The sequence below is a fragment of the Aliiroseovarius sp. Z3 genome, from assembly GCF_029105185.1.
Taxonomy (GTDB): Bacteria; Pseudomonadota; Alphaproteobacteria; order Rhodobacterales; family Rhodobacteraceae; genus Aliiroseovarius.
This window is the reverse complement of the sequence record NZ_JAFMZK010000002.1, coordinates 490,196-507,213: the sequence shown is the minus strand read 5'-3', so window position 1 is coordinate 507,213 and position 17,018 is coordinate 490,196. Positions and strand designations below refer to the sequence as shown.

Here is a 17,018-nt window from a genome sequence, read left to right as displayed (position 1 = left end):
AATTTTTGAGCAAGTGATTTTCCCCCAAAAGCGACGCGCGCTTTCATTTCGGAGGTGCGGCGCAAAGTAGATACGAAGGAAATCCGAAAAAATGACCAAACATGAAAAAATGCAGAGCCGCCTAAAAGCTAGTATCAACAATGCAATTCTGGACTGCGGCGAAATCGATGGAACCAAAGACACTGCGCTCACCAATACCGATGTTGTAGAGGCCTTGCTGGAACTCACTGGCCTCTATGCATCAGTTCATGGCTTTGAAAGTTGCTCACGGACCGATCTCGCGTTCAAGCATGCGCTCACGATCATGGCGCACATCGAGAGATATCAGGAGTTGCGACGGAAGCGAAAACTGCCGTTCAACGTCATCCCCCGCGCCAAGATCAACTGACGCGATGGGCGGCGGCTAGGGGCTGAAAACCTTGGCAGTATGCATGACCCCTTGTCCGTCCGTGGGGCGTGCGCCGATAAAAAAACGCCTCCCCCCATCCCCCTTGTGGTCGCCCTGTGACAGCGCCGCTCGGAACCCCTCGGACCGACCCGTTGACTATGTATCAGTCTTGCGGAATCGAGCCGGAGCCAAATTGTCGAGTCTTTTCATGTGGTCCGCATGGGCGCTGGGTTCCGGCAATGCCCGCCGGGTTCCACTCGGGTAGCAATCTGCTTGGGCGGAGGCGCTAGCGGTCATTCTTGAACCCAGCCTTTGCGGTGAAAGTGGCGCAGCACGATGGACCGATTATAGAGCGGGAACCCGAGCCAGAGTCCGTTGGCCGTCAGCAAGGACAGCAGTGCCCACAGCCACATGCCCTTGAATACATAGTATAACGGGCCAAAGATGAAGCACCAAAGCCGGTGCCCGGTCCCGAGTATGACCTTGGTCTCGCCGTTGAAAGTCCATGTCGCGCGTATCGTCATCGCCGATTTCCTCGCTGGTTGATTTCGATGCACGCGCAATAAGATCAGGGACCATCGCCCGTCAGGGTAATTCCCGCGCCCACCAGGGGGACCAATGGGGCAACCACCCCGATGCGCCGCGACATCGCATCTTCCGTGCCAGATCACATGTGCTGCCCTCGCAGCGCTTCAGAGCAGGCGCGGGAACGTCACTTGGCGACCTTGAGGCGTCCTCCCCCCGAAAATAACGAGTTGCCCCTCAGCGGACCGCTACGCGGCGCTACCGGGCGCGGGCGCTCAACGGGAGCGTGGCCGTGGTGAGCCAACTCGCGCTGGCAGCAAGTGTACTCCAGAGGACTTGTACCCGTCTGAGGATGTGCCTCGGGTCCAGGGTGGCAAGAAGCACGCTCAGCGGCGCTCTCCGTGGCGCTGACGAGCGGATTGTTCCTACGGTACGTCGACCATCCCGCACAGATCAAGTGCGCCTCAGCGCGGCGCACAGCGCGCCAGCCGGGTTCGCGGCGGGATCACCACGCCCGAGGCACGCCCGGCACTTCTGGCTCAATACAACGCCGCCGCGCGCGCGTTTAGCCCTCGATCCTCGGGGTTAGTTGCAGGTCATTCCGAGTTGCACACCGGCAGGCCGCCATGCGTCTCTACATGCTCCCAGATCAGCCGTCGCTCAGCGTAGGCGATGTAGGGGTGCAGGATTTCCGGCTTGGGGTCGATCCCGTCGGGCAGGTGCACCGAAACGAACAGGCCAGTCGTGTCACCGTCGAACACGCCGTGGAACGTGACGCCCCCGGCATGGCCTTTCTGTCCGGTGGTCGCAGACCTGTGGAACGTCCGTATCCTGTGGCGTATCCCCTTCGCGCCCCATGTCCGACCGATGTAGACGGTGTTGCCGGGTTCGCCGCGTGCGATCAAATAGACGCCCGCACGGTCAGGCAGGCTTGCACGGTCGATCCACGCGACGTGATTGGAAAGCGCCAGTTCCACCAAACCCCGAACTGCGAGCGCCCTCGCGTTTGACTGGTGATCGGGGTGTTGGAAATCCGCGATAGCACGGACCCTGTGCCTTTAGCCGGGGCCTGTTGTATAACACAGGCACCCCGACCATAGGGTCAAGGTTTCAGCCGATTGCTCGGCCTAGCTATCGAGGGGTTTCCACGCCCCAACACGGCTGCGTCTACCGCGTCGAGATCAGTCATAGCAGCAGATCGAGAAAAGCTAAAGATGTTCTGGGGTTATCCCTGACATGCCCGCTTCCATCGTCTTATCGATCTGCATCAGAAACTTAGGAGATCGAAAATGACTGACATCGTGACGCTCAAGGCCATCTGCGAAGAACTCAAGATCGACCCGCGCGAGACCCGCGAACGCCTGCGCGCCGCCGCAAGCGACGCCAAGGCGAACCCCGAACTGGCCAAGGCGAGGAAACCGCGCACCCCGTGGCAATGGGTGAAGGGGTCTGCCGCAGAGAAAGAGGCACGCCGCGCCTTGAAACCAAAGCAACCCGCGTAGCCATACCCAACCCATCAGCGAGCATAGACAGGGGCGCGATCTGCGCCCCTTTTCTTGGTCAACACTGGCCTTCAACCCACGCAGCAATTATCGTTTCAAGAGCAGTGGCGTAACCGGGCACGGCCCGACAAAGAGGGTCGCCGATTGGGGAAATGAATGCATGGTCGATAGTGCGGAAAATAAATACGAAGAACATCTCGAAACGGTAAAAATCGGACTATTGTCTCTCAAAGCAGCTGGGGCAGATGGATTTGAAGGGCTGCTTCGACTTGTATTGACCAATTTGACAGGCATTCCGTTTCGCCTTGCGGCAAGTGGCTTGCAGGGAGGAATGGATGGCGACGCCGCAATGCCGAGCGATCCCGTTTGCTTTGAGGCCAAGCGATACTCAGGTGATATTCACCGAAATGAAGTAATAACCAAAATCGCGGACTTGTCCCGGAAGACCAGTGCCGCTGATCGCTTGTGGATTCTTGGCGCAACGACAGAGATTAGTACGCAGCTCGCAAGTGCTATTGAGGATGATGGCGACAAGCAAGCCATCTCCACGCTTGTTCTGGATTGGACTGCCGCCCCGCTGCCGCTTCTAGCCATTGCTGTGGTTGCCGCAGATAGTGCGGCCATCGATTTCATTGTCGATAATTACCACGAGAAAACCGAGCAGAAAAAACTAAGTAAAGAAGACCTAAATGCTGCGTTCTCTTCCATTTCGGGGCATCCGGAGTTCAAAAGTCTTCTCCAGCGTCTCAAATCAAATCTCAATGTCTCGAAGCTCTCGTTCAAGCGCGCAGTCGATCAGAATGCCGCATGGCGAGAACAGACCTTTGGCTCGACACGTCACGCTAGGGAGCGGCTCGGACAAGGGCTTGCCGTCCAGAAGGACAAAAACTTCCCGCCAATGCGCACTGAGCTACGCAAAAACATCACGGATGCGCTGGCTACAGGCAAAGAAGTAATCCTATTGGGGGATGAGGGGCACGGAAAATCATGGCTTGCTGCACAGTTGTGTTCCGACGAAACAGGCTTGGCGCTTTTCATCAGTGCGGAGCAGCTTGACGGTGTGTCTGTCCACGACCTTGATGATTTCTTGGTCGATCTGCTGATCAAACAAACTGACGAAGTCGCGGATGATGCGCTTAGGCTTAGATGGAGGCACCGGCTTAAAGCATGGAGAGCGTCGCCGTCAGTAGCTTCGTTGCTGATCGTCATCGATGGCCTGAACCAGCGGCGAAACTTTCGTTGGGACAAACTGCTTAATGGCATCCAATCCCGATTGGCGGAAATTGGAGGCAAGATGGTCGTGACCGTCAGACCGCACTTCTGGGGGAAGGCAATCGCCCACGGATTGACATTCAAGCCGAAGACTATCGAGATTCCTGAATGGTCGCCCCCGGAACGCGATAAGCTTTTGACGCACTATGGCATCGCCCTCGACTGGCTTGACGAACAAACCCTGAAAACACTCAAGAACCCGAGGTTACTGGCGGTCGCGGACGCCACCTTGCCGCACCGAGATGCCATCGCATGGAAAGGATTGACCACAGACAGGCTGTTGATGGAACACCTACGTGCATCACAGCGTGACAACTACGAAGATGAGACCTTTGCGCAACTAACAGGCCGCTTAAGCGACCACGCAACAAAGGTTCTTGAACGGGTGCAAGCGTCGTCAAACAAACCGCCTCAAAATTTTCAGGCGGACTCAGCAGCTGTGATCGAAACCCGGTTTTATCGGCCGCTTGCGGGGCCCGGCGACCTTTATGAACTTCGGGATGAGGGGTTGACCCTTGCGCTGGGTTTCACGCTCATCGACCAGTTGTGGCAAGCTCACCGGGCCAGCCATGATTTGGCCGACCGGATAACTCAGCTTATCGAACCGATCAATGCGATGGACCGAACGGTTGACGTCCTCTTTGCGTCTTTACTGATATGCGCTTTGGACGATATCCGTTTCGATCCCGCGATTTTTTCGGTTCTGCTGGATGCTTTCGCAAACCTCCAGAACGTGAACGATCAACGCTTCGAAGAATTTGTCGAGATTATCAAAAATCAACCGGATGCGTTATTCGATACCCTCAAGCTGCTGTGTCTCGAAAGTGGTCGGCGGATAAATCACGACTGGCTTGTTCACGCTGCATTCATGGTCGCTTCGACCGATGAGGGCTGGCGTGCTGCAGAAACCGCAATCCATAACTGGCTTCGCTGCTACAACAAAGACCCCGTTGAGCAAGCCAAGCGCTATCACAGGCAGAGCGATGCAGACTACGCAGAACGCGTTGAGAAAAAGAAGGCAGAGATCGATGGAGAATTAGAAACCCTCTCCGCGTTTGAAAAGTGTCTTTTAGATCAGATGATGGAAGTGGCGAGCGACCCTGACGACTTGATATCGTTGGCACTGAGGCTACTGGCAGGTCATTCCCTAGTCCCGTTCGCAGAAAGCTTTGTGGCAATGGGCATGGCGTTCGCACTGGATCAAAATATCTACAAAGCGCGAAAAGAGTTTCCGCAGCTTACGATTTTCAATCGCATTGATCGCACCGCGACAAGAGATGCCTTCCGTAAGGCGATTGAACCACTGCGCACTGAGGACACTTCGAAAGGTGGGCAATGGACGGTTGTTCAAATGCTCTATGCCAGCGGTGACGAAAGAGACGCGCAGGAAGCTTCTGTGATAGCCAGCGAATTGCGAAAAGACTGGCATCACTTTGAGCCGCCATCGCCAACCGAATGGCGTCAGGTCAAAGTGGCAAATCCCGAAGCTATGCGACCATCAGACATGGATCAAGGCATGCAGCAGTTCGTTGCGCTCGACGTTAACAAGATTCGGCAGACTATGGGGGTCAGCGGCGAAGATCACAGTTTCGGGGACTTTCTTCCTGTTGCCGCTCGGTTTGAACCCGAAGCCGCTGTTGAAAAAACTCGAAGCATACTGGCAGGCCTGCTCACAAGAACTGGCTTTCCTTTACGACAGGTGATTTTGAACTCCGAGGATCACCTCCCCTTGGTCGATGCTGACTTGGCAGTGAGCTTGGTCAAGAGAGTTCAAGAGAGCAGCGACTTCGATACGTTGCCGGATCAAGATCAGTGGGTTTGTCGAGCGTTCGCATTTTACTATGCCGCCGGACAGATTTCGGCAGGCGAACAGCTCAGGTGCATGACAGGAAAGGCACTTGGGTCAGACTACCTTCTTTCGGTCATCCCAAGCCTAAAACCTCAGCCATCAGAAGAGATAGTATCCGCAATTCGGGACGCTCTTCAAAGAGGCGACGAAGATGCGGCATATGGTGCCCTTGCGGCGGCGCTTTACGGTCAAACACCGATTACCGGTGAACTCGAAGAACAGATCTTGGCCTGTTGTCGTGGGACGTCTTCAAAGCTGCGCGCTGTTGCCTACGAATTGGCGACTTACAATGATCTGGACAGTGTTCGGCAAGCGCACATGCGCAGCAACTGGAACGCGGCCTCAGTGGATGAAAAGACCTATGAGGGCTGGTTCGGTTCAATGTTGCTGGTTGAGGCATGCGCACACGAAGAGATGCCTGTCGATGACCTCCTGAAGCGTATTAGCTCGAAGACTTGGTTTGCGGCGAGTGAAAGGCTTGGAAAAGCGTTTACAGAGCCAATGGTGGAATGTTTTGTTCAGCGGCTTCGCAGTGGGGTCGCGGCTACGCACGAAATTCAGCCGCCACCGGCAGATTTGAAGCTTTCCAAATCTGAGCCGGCTCCGTTCCCCTTTCTATCTATCGAAGAAACGGACCGAGACGGCGAACGCTTTCCCAAGCAACGGAGCCTTAAAGAGGTTCTGGGAACCGACGATGACTTCGATGAGAAGCAAAACAGGCTCAAGGCCGTGGCCAAGGCGTTTTTCGAGGAACTCAAGGAGTCAGATGCAAAACTGTTGGTTCAAAACATCAGCATCGAAGAACTCAGGAGTCTTGTCAGAGAAGTTCCGGCATTGCTGAGCGAGCTTCTCGAGATTTTGGATCACGCGGACGTTGCTCAGTTTGTCTGGCTAAAAAATTTGGCTTTTGCGGTGGCAAACTTGATTTCAGGCGAGTCTCCTGAACGCGCCGTTGCTCTGCTGACGCGGGCTTCGTCGTCACAGGGTTTCGTAATGCTGGCCTTGGGCGATGACCTGACGCTTGAGCACCAAGCGATTTGGGGGGCCGAGGCGTCGGACCCGATAAAAGCAATCTGGCGCCAAAGGCTGTTGGGTTCAGAAAATGACGCGGTCCTCGCTCGCGAAGTCCTTGCAGCCGAACGCTTCGGTGCTGCCGACTATATCAAATCGATGGTCCTAGATCTGGCGGCAAGCGAAGATAGCTTAGATCAAGCATACGCAATTTCGATTGCGGGCTACTCAATTCGATCTGCTGAGTTTGCTGACATCTTGGGTAAGCACATCGACCACAGGGGAGTGTCAGGGCAAGCCGCCAAGCACGCGTTTTCGGAATACGAGGGTGCCATATGGGCGCGGCATTGGGTTGAGAGCATGTGGAATGCCCCGACGCGAGAGGAGTTCTGGCGATGCTTGATAATCGCAAAAACTTCTATGGATGCGCGTGTGAGACCCGAAGCACCAACGACCAGTATATGGGGACTTTACGCCCCGGTGTTTCGAAGAGCGAGAAAGTCGGCAATCAAGGACCGTAACAAGAAACGAGAAAAGAAGCTTGTCGGACAGGAAGTTCCTGAGCCGGTTTTCGTCGCCACGGCACAGTAGGGGCATAACTAGTCCAGCGCCTCAAAGCGGTTCTATCAAACTAGTTCGCACGTTTCACTGGCGTGCGGGTGACCTGCCAGCCGAATGCTACCCAAATGATACCCACAGCAAAACGCGCTACTACGCACGGACCGAAAAGGCGCAACGTCTTGTTTTTATTTGGTTTAAATGGTGCCCGGGGGCGGAATCGAACCACCGACACGAGGATTTTCAATCCACTGCTCTACCCCTGAGCTACCCGGGCACGGGTGAACGGTTCATCGTTCGGGTGGGCGGGTTGTAGACGGGGGGGAATGTGGTGTCCAGAGGGAAAATGCAGGTTTTTCAGTGCGGGCCGTGACTTTCCGCGGGGGCTGCACGAGACAGCGCTTCGGCGGCTTCCTCCAGGTCTTCGGGGTCTTGGGATGGCACCGCATAAGAGCCATTCAGCCAGCGTCCCAGATCCACATCCGCACAACGACGCGAGCAGAAGGGACGGTATCTGGGGTCGGTCTTCTTATCGCAGACGGGACAGCTCATTTCAGGCCCTCCAGACAGGCACGCAGGCTCATGCGCTCGCGCTTTCGCTGAAGCTCGAAATTGCCCAGTGTCGTCCAGCCGACCAAGGATGTTTCAATCCCGTCGGCGCGAAAGGCGGCGCGCAGGGCTTGTTCTATCTGGCGACGATCCTTTTTGGGGCTTGGCGCAAAATCGATGATGATCTGTCCGCCCAGCCCCCGACAACGCAGGGCGCGAGGCAGCGCCTGAGCCGTTGCGATGTTGGCCTTCAGGCCAGCCGCCGGGCTGGAATCGCCCCCGGTGTTTACATCAACGGCCACAAGCGCATGGGTGGGTTCGACATAGGCGAAGGCACCACCAGGCAACGGCACCCGAACACTGCGTGTTTCGCTGATCAGATCGACAACACCGTGGCGATCAAACGATCCTTCCCCATCATCCAGCTGATCAGGCGTTGCCCATTCGCGCCACGCCTGATGATGGGGATCGGCCCCATCAAGCAGCAGCTCGGGCACCTGCCCCTTCGCATCCGCACGCACGGTTCGCGACAGTTCCAACATTTGCGCGATATCGTCAGCAATCTCGTCATCTGCGCCGGTGGCTGCGATCGAGCGCAGGATCAGGCCTTCATCCGCGCCGTCCATCACCTCATGGGCGATGTCCAATAGGCGCACGCGTTCTTCATCGTCGCGAATGGCGCGGCTGACATTGATGCCGGGTGCATCTGGTGTCACGATGGCAAAGCGGCTTTTGAACAGCAACTTCTGGGTCACGGGGACGGCTTTCCCGTCCTCGGCAAAGCCCGTGACCTGCACCAGAATGGATTGGCCGGGTTTCAATCCCTTGCCCTGGCGCAGAAACCCTGTTTCTCCGTCCGGCAGGCGCAGCATCATGCCGCCCTGCCCTTTAAGCGGTCGGTCGCAGATGGCGCGGAAAATGGCACCGGGCAGCGTCACCTGTTCTGGTGGTTCGATCAGCAGGTCTTCCAGCCGACCATCGACGATATGCGCCGCAGCCATACGACCCTTGTAATGGTCAAGCGCGATCACGCTGCCTTTCATGTGCTCTCTCCGTAAAGCGGGTATCCGGCGGCCACCAGCAGATTGGCGGTCTCGGCCACTGGCAGGCCGACAACAGCCGTATAGCTGCCGTGAAGCCAGGTGACGAACGCCCCGGCAGGGCCTTGAATGGCATAGCCACCAGCCTTGCCGCGCCAGTCGTCGGACGCGAGATAGGCATTCAGTTCGGCATCGGACAGACGTTTGAACTTGACGGTTGTCACAACGTCGCGCGCCCAGGTCTGTGTCGCATTGCGCACAACCACCGAGGTGATGACCCGATGGCGCCGCCCGGACAGAGACAGCAGAAACTCTGCTGCCTGCCCTGCATCCTCGGGCTTGCCCATAATGCGGCGGCCCAGCGCGACGGCGGTGTCGGCGCACAGAACAACCTCGCCCGCCGCCACATCCATTGCCTCCGCCTTGGCCGACGCGATCCGGCGGCAATAGGCCAGCGGCAACTCGCCCTTCAGCGGTGTTTCATCCACATCCGGTGGCCGCACCTCATCCGCAACAAGGCCGAGCTGCCCCAGCAACTCGGCCCGTCTTGGGCTGCCAGAGCCCAGAATCAGTTTTGGACGCGTCATGCGCGACAGCGCTTATTTGAAGCGATAGTTGATCCGACCCTTGGTCAGATCATAGGGGGTCATTTCGACCTGCACCTTGTCGCCAGCCAGAACGCGGATGCGGTTCTTGCGCATCTTTCCTGCCGTATGAGCGATAATCGTATGGCCGTTTTCCAGCTCGACCAGGAATGTCGCATTCGGCAGGAGTTCCTTCACGACACCGGGGAATTCGAGCAGTTCTTCCTTGGCCATGTTCACTCCTGTATTTTCACCCACCCATTGTGAGCGCCCTTTAAATGGGGCCAAACTTTCAGATTTTCAAGGGAAATCCGGCCTGCTGGCAGTTTAGACTGTGGTTTCATCATCTTGCGGGGTTGGCGGGCCGAAACGATCAAGGATATGGCCGCGAATCTGGTCGCGGGTCTGACGATAAGCTGCCAACTTCTCGTCGCGGCGGGTGCCAAGCCCTGTCGGGTCGAGAATCGGCCAGTATTCCACGTCCAAATGAAACAGCCGGGTCAGTTCCAGCGCGCGCCGTTGACTGGCCGGTGACAGCGCCACGACCAGATCGAAGCTGGAAAGATCATCCCCCCATTCTTCCATCTGGTCGAAGCTGCGCACCCGGTGATTGGACAAGGCAATCCCCAACTCCTGGCAGACGGAAACAGAAAAACCGTCGACATCCATGTCGCTGTGAACACCGGCAGATTGCACGTATATATCGTGCCCGTAATAGGCTTTCATCATCCCCTCGGCCATTGGCGAACGCACCGCATTGTGGTCGCAGCAAAACAGCACAGATTGGGGAAGATCCGCGGCCATGCTCAGCCCCAGTGTAGGACGCAGATCAGGGTGAACAGGCGACGCGCCGTGTCGATATCTACGTTTGCCTTGCCTTCCAGCCGTTCCTGCAACACCCGCGCACCTTCGTTATGGATACCTCGTCGGGCCATATCGATGGCTTCAATCTGACTTGGAGGCAGCTTCTTCACCGCGTCGAAATAGCTTTCGCAGATTGCAAAATAGTCCTTTACGACCTGACGAAACGGGCCAAGGGACAGGTGAAACTCGGCCGCAGGGTTGCCGTTCTCTGTCTTGGCTTCCACAACCAAGCGTTTCTCGCGTATGGACAGACCCAGATCATATGGACCTTCAGGCGGGGATTGATCATCCCGGCCGGTCAACTCAAAGCTGTTATCTTCCAGCAGATCGAAAATGGCGACCTTGCGCTCCTGCTCAATGGCAGGTGTGGGTGCGGCAAGTCCACTGTCGTCAATCTGGATGTCGTTGATACGGTTTGAGGTCATATTGGGCACTCTGTAGGTCAATCGTTAAGGGCGTCAAGCCGGGCGCGCACAGACAAACCATGCGCTTCAAGGCTTTCGGATATAGCGAGCGTTTCGGCAGCAGGGCCGATTGAGGACAGGGCCGATGGCGTCATCCGCGCCAGTGTCGTTCGTTTCAGAAAATCCATCACCGACAGGCCTGAACTGAACCGTGCAGATCGCGCCGTGGGCAGAACGTGGTTCGGGCCGCCGACATAGTCACCAATGGCTTCGGGTGTCCACTGGCCCAAGAAGATAGCGCCGGCATGCGTGCACTTGTTGGACAAAGCGTCAGGGTCAGCAACGCACAGCTCCAGATGCTCAGGTGCGATGCGATTGGACAGTGCAGCGGCTTCATCCAAATCAGCCACCGTGATTACGGCCCCGAAATCGCGCCAGCTTGCCCCGGCAATCGCGCGCCGTTCCAGTGTTTCCAGGCGTTTTTCAACTGCCTTGGACACTTCACGACCGAAGGCTTCGTCAGTCGTGATCAACAGCGATTGAGCATTTTCATCATGTTCAGCCTGGCTCAGCAGATCCAGCGCCAGCCAGTCCGGGTCGTTGTCTGCATCAGCGATCACCAAAATCTCGGACGGGCCGGCAATCATGTCGATGCCCACCTTGCCGAAAACCCGGCGCTTGGCAGCAGCGACAAAGGCGTTGCCCGGCCCGGTGATCTTGTCAACCGGGGCGATCGCTTCTGTGCCATAGGCCAAAGCCGCCACCGCCTGCGCACCGCCGATGCGATAGATCTCGTCCACGCCCGCAATCCGCGCGGCCAGAAGCACAAGCGGATTGATCACGCCGTCGGGCGTCGGAACGGTGATGGCAAGACGCCCCACCCCCGCCACCTTGGCCGGAATGGCGTTCATCAGGACCGAGGACGGATAGCTTGCCAAACCTCCGGGCACATAAAGCCCTGCGGCAGACACCGCGGACCACCGCCAGCCAAGTTCTGCCCCGGCTTCATCCGTCCAGCGGTCATCACTTGGCATCTGCCGCGCATGGTAAGCACGGATACGTTCGGCGGCCAGTTCCAGCGCGGCCCGATCCGCATCCGACACTTTGGCACATTCAGCGTCAATTTCGTCCGTTGAGAAACGCAGCGTATCTGCGGTCAGGTCCAGACGGTCGAATCTCGACGTCAGCTCGATCACCGCCGCATCGCCGCGGTCGCGCACATCTGCGATGATGCCCGCGACGATATCGTCAACCTCGGGGCTGTCTTCGCGCTTCATCGACAGAAGTTCGACAAATCGCGCTTCGAAATCAGCGTCTTTGGAGTTCAGAAACTGCGGCATAGGTTATTCCGGGTGCTCGGGTGTGTGTCGTGAAGGTGCAACATAGGGACGCGTGACGTCCTGAAGGGTGACATCCAGCGTTTCAACCTCCAGCGCAATCGCTCCGTCGCCTGCCAGAACCAATTCCAACCGTCCCATCCCGTCTTCACCCGCGACAAACGACAGAGACAAAAGCGACAAAATAAGATCCTTATCTCCTCGCTCTACGCCCTGACTTTGCACTTTCAGAACATCCGATACGACAAGCACGGATTGAACACGCTCGACCGGGCGATCTCTTCGTTTGGCCGCTGGCGCGTCTTCCCACCGAAAGCGGTTCAGCAGAAGCGCAAACCGCCGGTGACGCGCATCCCACGAAATCTCCGACGCTGGGAACACCGCATCCTGCACCAGCGTGCTGATCACCTGCAGGTCGTCCGCGTCCATCGCGATCAGGCGAAGCGGGGCCTCTGCCCCATCCTCGAACCGCGCGTCCTGGTCTGAATTGCTCATTCCTTGATCCGTTCAATTTTGGCCCCGATCGAGGACAGCTTGCGCACAACCTTCTCGTATCCGCGATCAAGGTGGTAGACACGGCTGACCACGGTTTCGCCTTCTGCCGCCATCCCCGCAAGGATCAGTGATACCGAGGCGCGCAGATCGGTCGCCATGACGGGCGCACCTTTCAACTTGTCGACCCCATGCACAGTGGCCGTGCCGCCGTGAACTTCGATATTCGCGCCCATGCGCGTCAGTTCGGGGGCGTGCATGAAGCGGTTTTCGAAAATGGTTTCATGCAGCACCGATGTGCCATTCGCGGTGCAGAGCATCGCCATCATCTGGGCTTGCAGGTCGGTCGGGAAGCCGGGAAAGGGCTCGGTCGTCACATCGACCGCCGACACACGTCCGTTCTTGCGCGCGACTTTCAGGCCACGCTCGGTCTCCTCCACCTGAATGCCCGCCGCATCCAGCTTTTCGACAAAACTTTTCACCAAATCTATTCGACCGCCAAGGCATTCGACTTCGCCACCTGCAATGGCCGGGGCCAGCATGTAAGTGCCCAGCTCAATCCGATCAGTAACGACCGGATGGGTCGCGCCATGCAGGCGGTCCACGCCCTGAACCACAATCTCGGACGTGCCGTCACCCTCGATCTGCGCCCCCATCTTGCGCAGGCAGTCGGCCAAATCCACGATCTCCGGCTCACGCGCCGCGTTGCGAATGACGGTCGTACCCTTGGCCAGGGTGGCCGCCATCAGGATGTTTTCCGTGGCCCCGACCGAGGCGAAGGCCAGTTCGATCTCAGCCCCTTTCAGGCCACGTGGTGCCTTGGCGTGCAGATAACCGTCTTTCAGCTCAATCTCGGCACCCAGCTTCTCCAGCCCGAAAATGTGCAGGTCCATCGGTCGCGCGCCAATCGCACAGCCGCCAGGCAGCGACACGACCGCATGGCCCAGCCGCGCCAGCATCGGCCCCAGCACCAGGTTCGAGGCGCGCATCTTGCGCACGATGTCGTAATCCGCGACGTGGTTGTTGATGTCATGCGACGACATCGCCAGCACCTGCCCGTCCTGCATCGACGTCGCCTCGGCGCCTAGGGACGCCAGCAATTCGGTCATCGTCTTGATGTCTGACAGGCGCGGCGCGTTGGTCAGCGTCAACGGCTCTTCCGACAGCAGCGTCGCGGGCATCAAGGTCAAGCACGCGTTCTTTGCCCCTGCAATGGGAATTTCGCCATGCAGCTCGCCGCCGCCGGTCACAACTATCGAATCCATCTGCCCGCCTTTGCTATTGGTCTTTTTCTGTTAGCGACCGATTGGCCCCGCTGTCCGCCCGTGCCCGCGCCTGAGATTTGCGCCGCGCCATATTGGCCTTCAGCGCAGCTTTCAGCCGCTCGTCACGATCCGCCCCTTTTTTTTGGGGTTTTTGGGGTGTCTTCTTACGCTCCATATCCCCTTCTGTAACGCAGGTTCAAAAAAGGGTCCAGAATGCGCTTGCGTCGCGGGCAGATTAGGGCTACTCAGCCGCCCACAACAGAATGCTGCTGTAGCTCAGAGGTAGAGCACTCCCTTGGTAAGGGAGAGGTCGAGAGTTCAATTCTCTCCAGCAGCACCACTTTTTCCTTACTCAGATCGCCAAGATGCAGCCTCAAATGAGGTCTAGATGCCGCGTGTGCTTCGTTGATGTGTCACATGGTGGTTCTGTCAGCTCGGTTTCTGTTAAATCGCAAGAAATAGCCAAATACACCTCTAGGCAGATCGTTCCCGCAAGTCTGCGCGGATAGCCTGACAATACCCGCGTAAGCCTTTCCCTGCACATCTGTGACCTGACCGTTGCGGAGGTGCGTAATGTCTCGATGGTATGTGGACAGGCGATGATGTGGGAGGGACACATGGGAACCACTGCCAAACCATTCCAACGACGGAACCATTTAGCCGAACTGAAGGGGCAGACCGTTTCAGCGTGTGGGTATCACATCGACGCGTCTGGCATACCATCGTGAAGCAACCTGATGCCGCACGGCATGTTTACAATTCCAAATGGCCTGTTGAAACGCTAATCATGTGTGGGGATAAATCAGGCTCAGAATTCGAGACAACCGGCATGAGGTATTGCGGACGCCTATCGCAGACTTGACTTTGCAGGGTTGTAAACCTAGCCGTCTCAACGAAATCGTGTCCCCGTCCATACTCACCTTCAGGAATACCATGTACGACGCAACGATCATTATCCCCTGCTTCAACACGGAAAAATACCTCCAACAGTGTTTGACATCTGCTTTGTCGCAAGAGGATGTCCGCCTCCAAATCATATTCATCGATGATTGCAGCACGGACGGGTCGCTGTCGCTGGCTACTGATATTGCATCGCAGCACCCCGATCTAATCGTTCTGAGCAACCCGAAGAACATTGGCCAAGCCAGATCTCGCAACCGCGGTTTGGACATCGCGGAAGGACGATACATAATTTTCTTGGATTCCGATGACTACTTTGCCTCGACGACATCGGTTCGGGATTGGATCGATCATGCGGACAGGCATTCCAGCGAAATCTGTGTGGCCAACTACATCGTATTGCGCGAGGACGGAACATTTCGCCAGCACGAGCTCGACGGGCTGGATGCCGTGCTGGATGGGAATGGGAACGCTTCCCAAAACCCCGAACTCGCAAATGTACGTCTTGGGTGTCAAATCATGTATTGCCGAGAATTTCTTGACAAACATGACATCCGGTTCTCAACGAAGCTTCGTCAACGAGAGGATCGCGTGTTTTCTTCGTCGGCGATGATCCGAGCTGATCGTGTTTCCGTTACCAATGTTAACGCTTTTGTCTATCGAAAGCATCCCACAAGCACCATGACGCGCGTCACGCGAGACCAGTTCGAACTTTTTTCTGTTCACATGGAAATCGTGAAAGCGAATTTTGATAGTGCTGAAAAAGATGGATACAAACTATCGAACTATATGCACGTGAACGGATGCATATATTGGATGAACACTTTCGCTCTGTGGAAGAATGTAATTATCGAGGAGCTTGAGCCAGCCACACCCAGAACCGTTTTTGACGATCTGCCCGAGTTTGTGCAAAGATTTCTTACGGCTCTTGATAATCTCACCAATCAACTCCCAGCACTCTATTCGAACCGGCATGATCGGGTGGTTTCAAATCAAGTTATCTTGCAAAAAGAAGCAACGATTGATGCTGCTCGCATTTGCCTTGAAGTCGGCCGGTTTGACTTGCTGCGCCAGTTGCTCCTACGCCAACGGATCAAGCCGCATGATGCTTATGATCTGATTGGAGTGTCGAAATATCCATGGGCGAAAGACGCGTTGTGTCACTATCTACGTTTCAACCGCAATGGGTTTTATTCTGACCTGGAACTTAACAAACCGGTTGAAGACGTGTTTGCCAGCGTCGATCGAGTTATTCTTCATATCGGGCAACCGAAAACCGGTTCATCGGCGATTCAAGATTATCTTGAGGAAAACCGTTACGATTTGGCGCTGAGGGGTGTCATGTATCCCGTCACTGGCGTGAATCGCGATCACGGAGAGCGGTATATGCGTTCAGCCGGGCACGCTGCTTTGATGCGTTCAATACTGAACTCGGCAGAACAACCAGACCTTCTGGAAACCTTCAAAACCCACCTCGCATATGAGATCGAAAACCAGCCGGGCAAGCCTCATACGATCATCCTGTCTTCCGAAAGCATCCTTTCTCATTTGTTTACAGAATACGCTTTTGGCGGAACGATATCTGGACGGATCTCGAAAATTACCTCCTCCCTTGGCTTCAAGAACATCGAAGTGGTTGCTGTGTTCCGTGAACAGCAGAGCTGGTTGCGCTCGCTGTACAAGGAAGTGATTTCTTCGATGCACAACAAGATGTTCACTTCGCCCCGCGAGTTTTACACAAAAGTCGAGGGTTTGAGGCTGTTGGATTATGGCTATCTTCAAGATGAAATCTCAAAGGCCCCCAATGTGACTGCGACACATTTCGGCGACTATTCGGATCTTCGGAAGGTTGGAGCCGATCGCTGGTTTTCGGATGCCTTGGGGTTGCCAAATGATATCGCAACACCCGCAGAACGCCGGGATGTAAATACAGCAATGTCAGATGCCCAGGCATTGGCGGTTATGCTGGCCAAGACTCTAAGAATCGATAGCGCGGAAAAGGACAGGCTGCTTGCGCACATCCTGAAAAACCAAGGATTACGCAAATCACCATACGAACTGTTTTCCGATGAGTCTGACGAGACGTTGCAGGGGCAAGCCTGGTTTGACACACAGATGAAAAAGCCAAGCGCCCCTCGGATCGAAAACCTTGTTGAGTATTCGGTTTTAGAAGCAGCCGCCGAAACACCGGCGGTTGATTCCGTCCAGATCGAGAGGCTTAAGAAACAGAATGCGGATCTGCGTGCTTCAATTCAAGATATTCGCAATACATTGAGCTGGCGAATTACTTCGCCATTGAGAGCGGTGCGGCGGCTGCCGAAATCCATGCGTGGAAGGTAAACGGTTATAGTCCGTCGTCACTTTGCCGCGAGGTTCCTGGGTTAATACAGCGACACCCTTAATCTGCGCCGGAATGACATTAGCACCAAATGCTACGGTAAGCCTTGAACGTTAAACCGTGTGTACCTGTGTTCGGTC

Annotated in this window: 15 protein-coding genes and 2 tRNA genes; 5 read left to right on the top strand and 12 right to left on the bottom strand. The window is 56.2% G+C overall.

Annotated features, from left to right (window positions below; genetic code table 11):
- The first annotated feature begins 91 nt into the window (after positions 1-91).
- The gene (locus J3R80_RS05450; protein ID WP_275392739.1) at positions 92-388 is read left to right on the top strand and encodes a hypothetical protein; all 297 of its coding nucleotides are present in this window, start codon (positions 92-94) and stop codon (positions 386-388) included.
- A gap of 293 nt (positions 389-681) precedes the next feature.
- Here the strand turns inward: J3R80_RS05450 and J3R80_RS05445 are convergent, their stop codons facing one another.
- Both J3R80_RS05445 and J3R80_RS05440 read right to left on the bottom strand, forming a co-directional pair.
- Positions 682-912, bottom strand: coding sequence for a hypothetical protein (locus tag J3R80_RS05445; protein WP_275392738.1), 231 nt, complete (start codon positions 910-912; stop codon positions 682-684).
- Positions 913-1,509: 597 nt separating this feature from the next.
- Positions 1,510-1,890: a hypothetical protein gene (locus J3R80_RS05440; RefSeq protein WP_275392737.1), complete on the bottom strand. Its 381-nt coding sequence runs from the start codon at positions 1,888-1,890 to the stop codon at positions 1,510-1,512.
- Between the two features lie 312 nt (positions 1,891-2,202).
- On the opposite strand from J3R80_RS05440, the gene J3R80_RS05435 reads away from it, so the two are divergent.
- Both J3R80_RS05435 and J3R80_RS05430 read left to right on the top strand, forming a co-directional pair.
- Complete coding sequence (locus J3R80_RS05435) at positions 2,203-2,415, top strand: hypothetical protein (protein WP_275392736.1); 213 nt, start codon at positions 2,203-2,205, stop codon at positions 2,413-2,415.
- Between the two features lie 160 nt (positions 2,416-2,575).
- On the top strand, positions 2,576-7,138 hold the full coding sequence (locus J3R80_RS05430) for a hypothetical protein (RefSeq protein WP_275392735.1): 4,563 nt from the start codon (positions 2,576-2,578) through the stop codon (positions 7,136-7,138).
- 169 nt (positions 7,139-7,307) lie between these two features.
- On the opposite strand, the gene J3R80_RS05425 is transcribed toward J3R80_RS05430, so the two are convergent.
- The 10 genes from J3R80_RS05425 to murA all read right to left on the bottom strand — a co-directional run bounded on the left by J3R80_RS05425 (position 7,308) and on the right by murA (position 13,640).
- Positions 7,308-7,382, bottom strand: a tRNA-Phe gene (locus tag J3R80_RS05425).
- 80 nt (positions 7,383-7,462) lie between these two features.
- Entirely contained in the window at positions 7,463-7,657 is a 195-nt protein-coding gene (gene yacG, locus J3R80_RS05420) for a DNA gyrase inhibitor YacG (RefSeq protein ID WP_275392734.1), read from the bottom strand.
- Positions 7,654-8,697 (bottom strand): ribonuclease E/G, encoded by a 1,044-nt coding sequence (locus J3R80_RS05415; protein WP_275392733.1) that lies wholly within the window; start codon positions 8,695-8,697, stop codon positions 7,654-7,656. Before J3R80_RS05415 ends, yacG begins: the two co-directional genes overlap by 4 nt.
- Positions 8,694-9,281 carry a Maf family protein gene (locus tag J3R80_RS05410; RefSeq protein WP_275392732.1) on the bottom strand — a complete coding sequence of 196 codons (588 nt, stop codon included), beginning with the start codon at positions 9,279-9,281 and terminating at the stop codon, positions 8,694-8,696. The genes J3R80_RS05415 and J3R80_RS05410 overlap by 4 nt, the downstream gene beginning before the upstream one ends.
- Positions 9,282-9,293: 12 nt before the next feature.
- Positions 9,294-9,512 (bottom strand): translation initiation factor IF-1, encoded by a 219-nt coding sequence (infA, locus tag J3R80_RS05405; RefSeq protein WP_008186030.1) that lies wholly within the window; start codon positions 9,510-9,512, stop codon positions 9,294-9,296.
- A 93-nt stretch (positions 9,513-9,605) separates the two neighbouring features.
- Positions 9,606-10,082, bottom strand: a complete 477-nt coding sequence (locus J3R80_RS05400; protein WP_275392731.1) for a low molecular weight phosphatase family protein — start codon at positions 10,080-10,082, stop codon at positions 9,606-9,608.
- A 2-nt stretch (positions 10,083-10,084) separates the two neighbouring features.
- Positions 10,085-10,567: a UPF0262 family protein gene (locus J3R80_RS05395; RefSeq protein ID WP_275392730.1), complete on the bottom strand. Its 483-nt coding sequence runs from the start codon at positions 10,565-10,567 to the stop codon at positions 10,085-10,087.
- A 17-nt stretch (positions 10,568-10,584) separates the two neighbouring features.
- Complete coding sequence (gene hisD, locus J3R80_RS05390) at positions 10,585-11,886, bottom strand: histidinol dehydrogenase (RefSeq protein WP_275392729.1); 1,302 nt, start codon at positions 11,884-11,886, stop codon at positions 10,585-10,587.
- A 3-nt stretch (positions 11,887-11,889) separates the two neighbouring features.
- Positions 11,890-12,378 carry a DUF2948 family protein gene (locus tag J3R80_RS05385; RefSeq protein ID WP_275392728.1) on the bottom strand — a complete coding sequence of 163 codons (489 nt, stop codon included), beginning with the start codon at positions 12,376-12,378 and terminating at the stop codon, positions 11,890-11,892.
- Positions 12,375-13,640 carry a UDP-N-acetylglucosamine 1-carboxyvinyltransferase gene (gene murA, locus J3R80_RS05380; RefSeq protein WP_275392727.1) on the bottom strand — a complete coding sequence of 422 codons (1,266 nt, stop codon included), beginning with the start codon at positions 13,638-13,640 and terminating at the stop codon, positions 12,375-12,377. The genes J3R80_RS05385 and murA overlap by 4 nt, the downstream gene beginning before the upstream one ends.
- Before the next feature lie 265 nt (positions 13,641-13,905).
- Between murA and J3R80_RS05375 the strand changes: the two genes are divergently transcribed.
- A tRNA-Thr gene (locus tag J3R80_RS05375) sits at positions 13,906-13,980 on the top strand.
- A gap of 593 nt (positions 13,981-14,573) precedes the next feature.
- Positions 14,574-16,880, top strand: a complete 2,307-nt coding sequence (locus J3R80_RS05370; RefSeq protein ID WP_275392726.1) for a glycosyltransferase family 2 protein — start codon at positions 14,574-14,576, stop codon at positions 16,878-16,880.
- Positions 16,881-17,018: the final 138 nt, after the last annotated feature.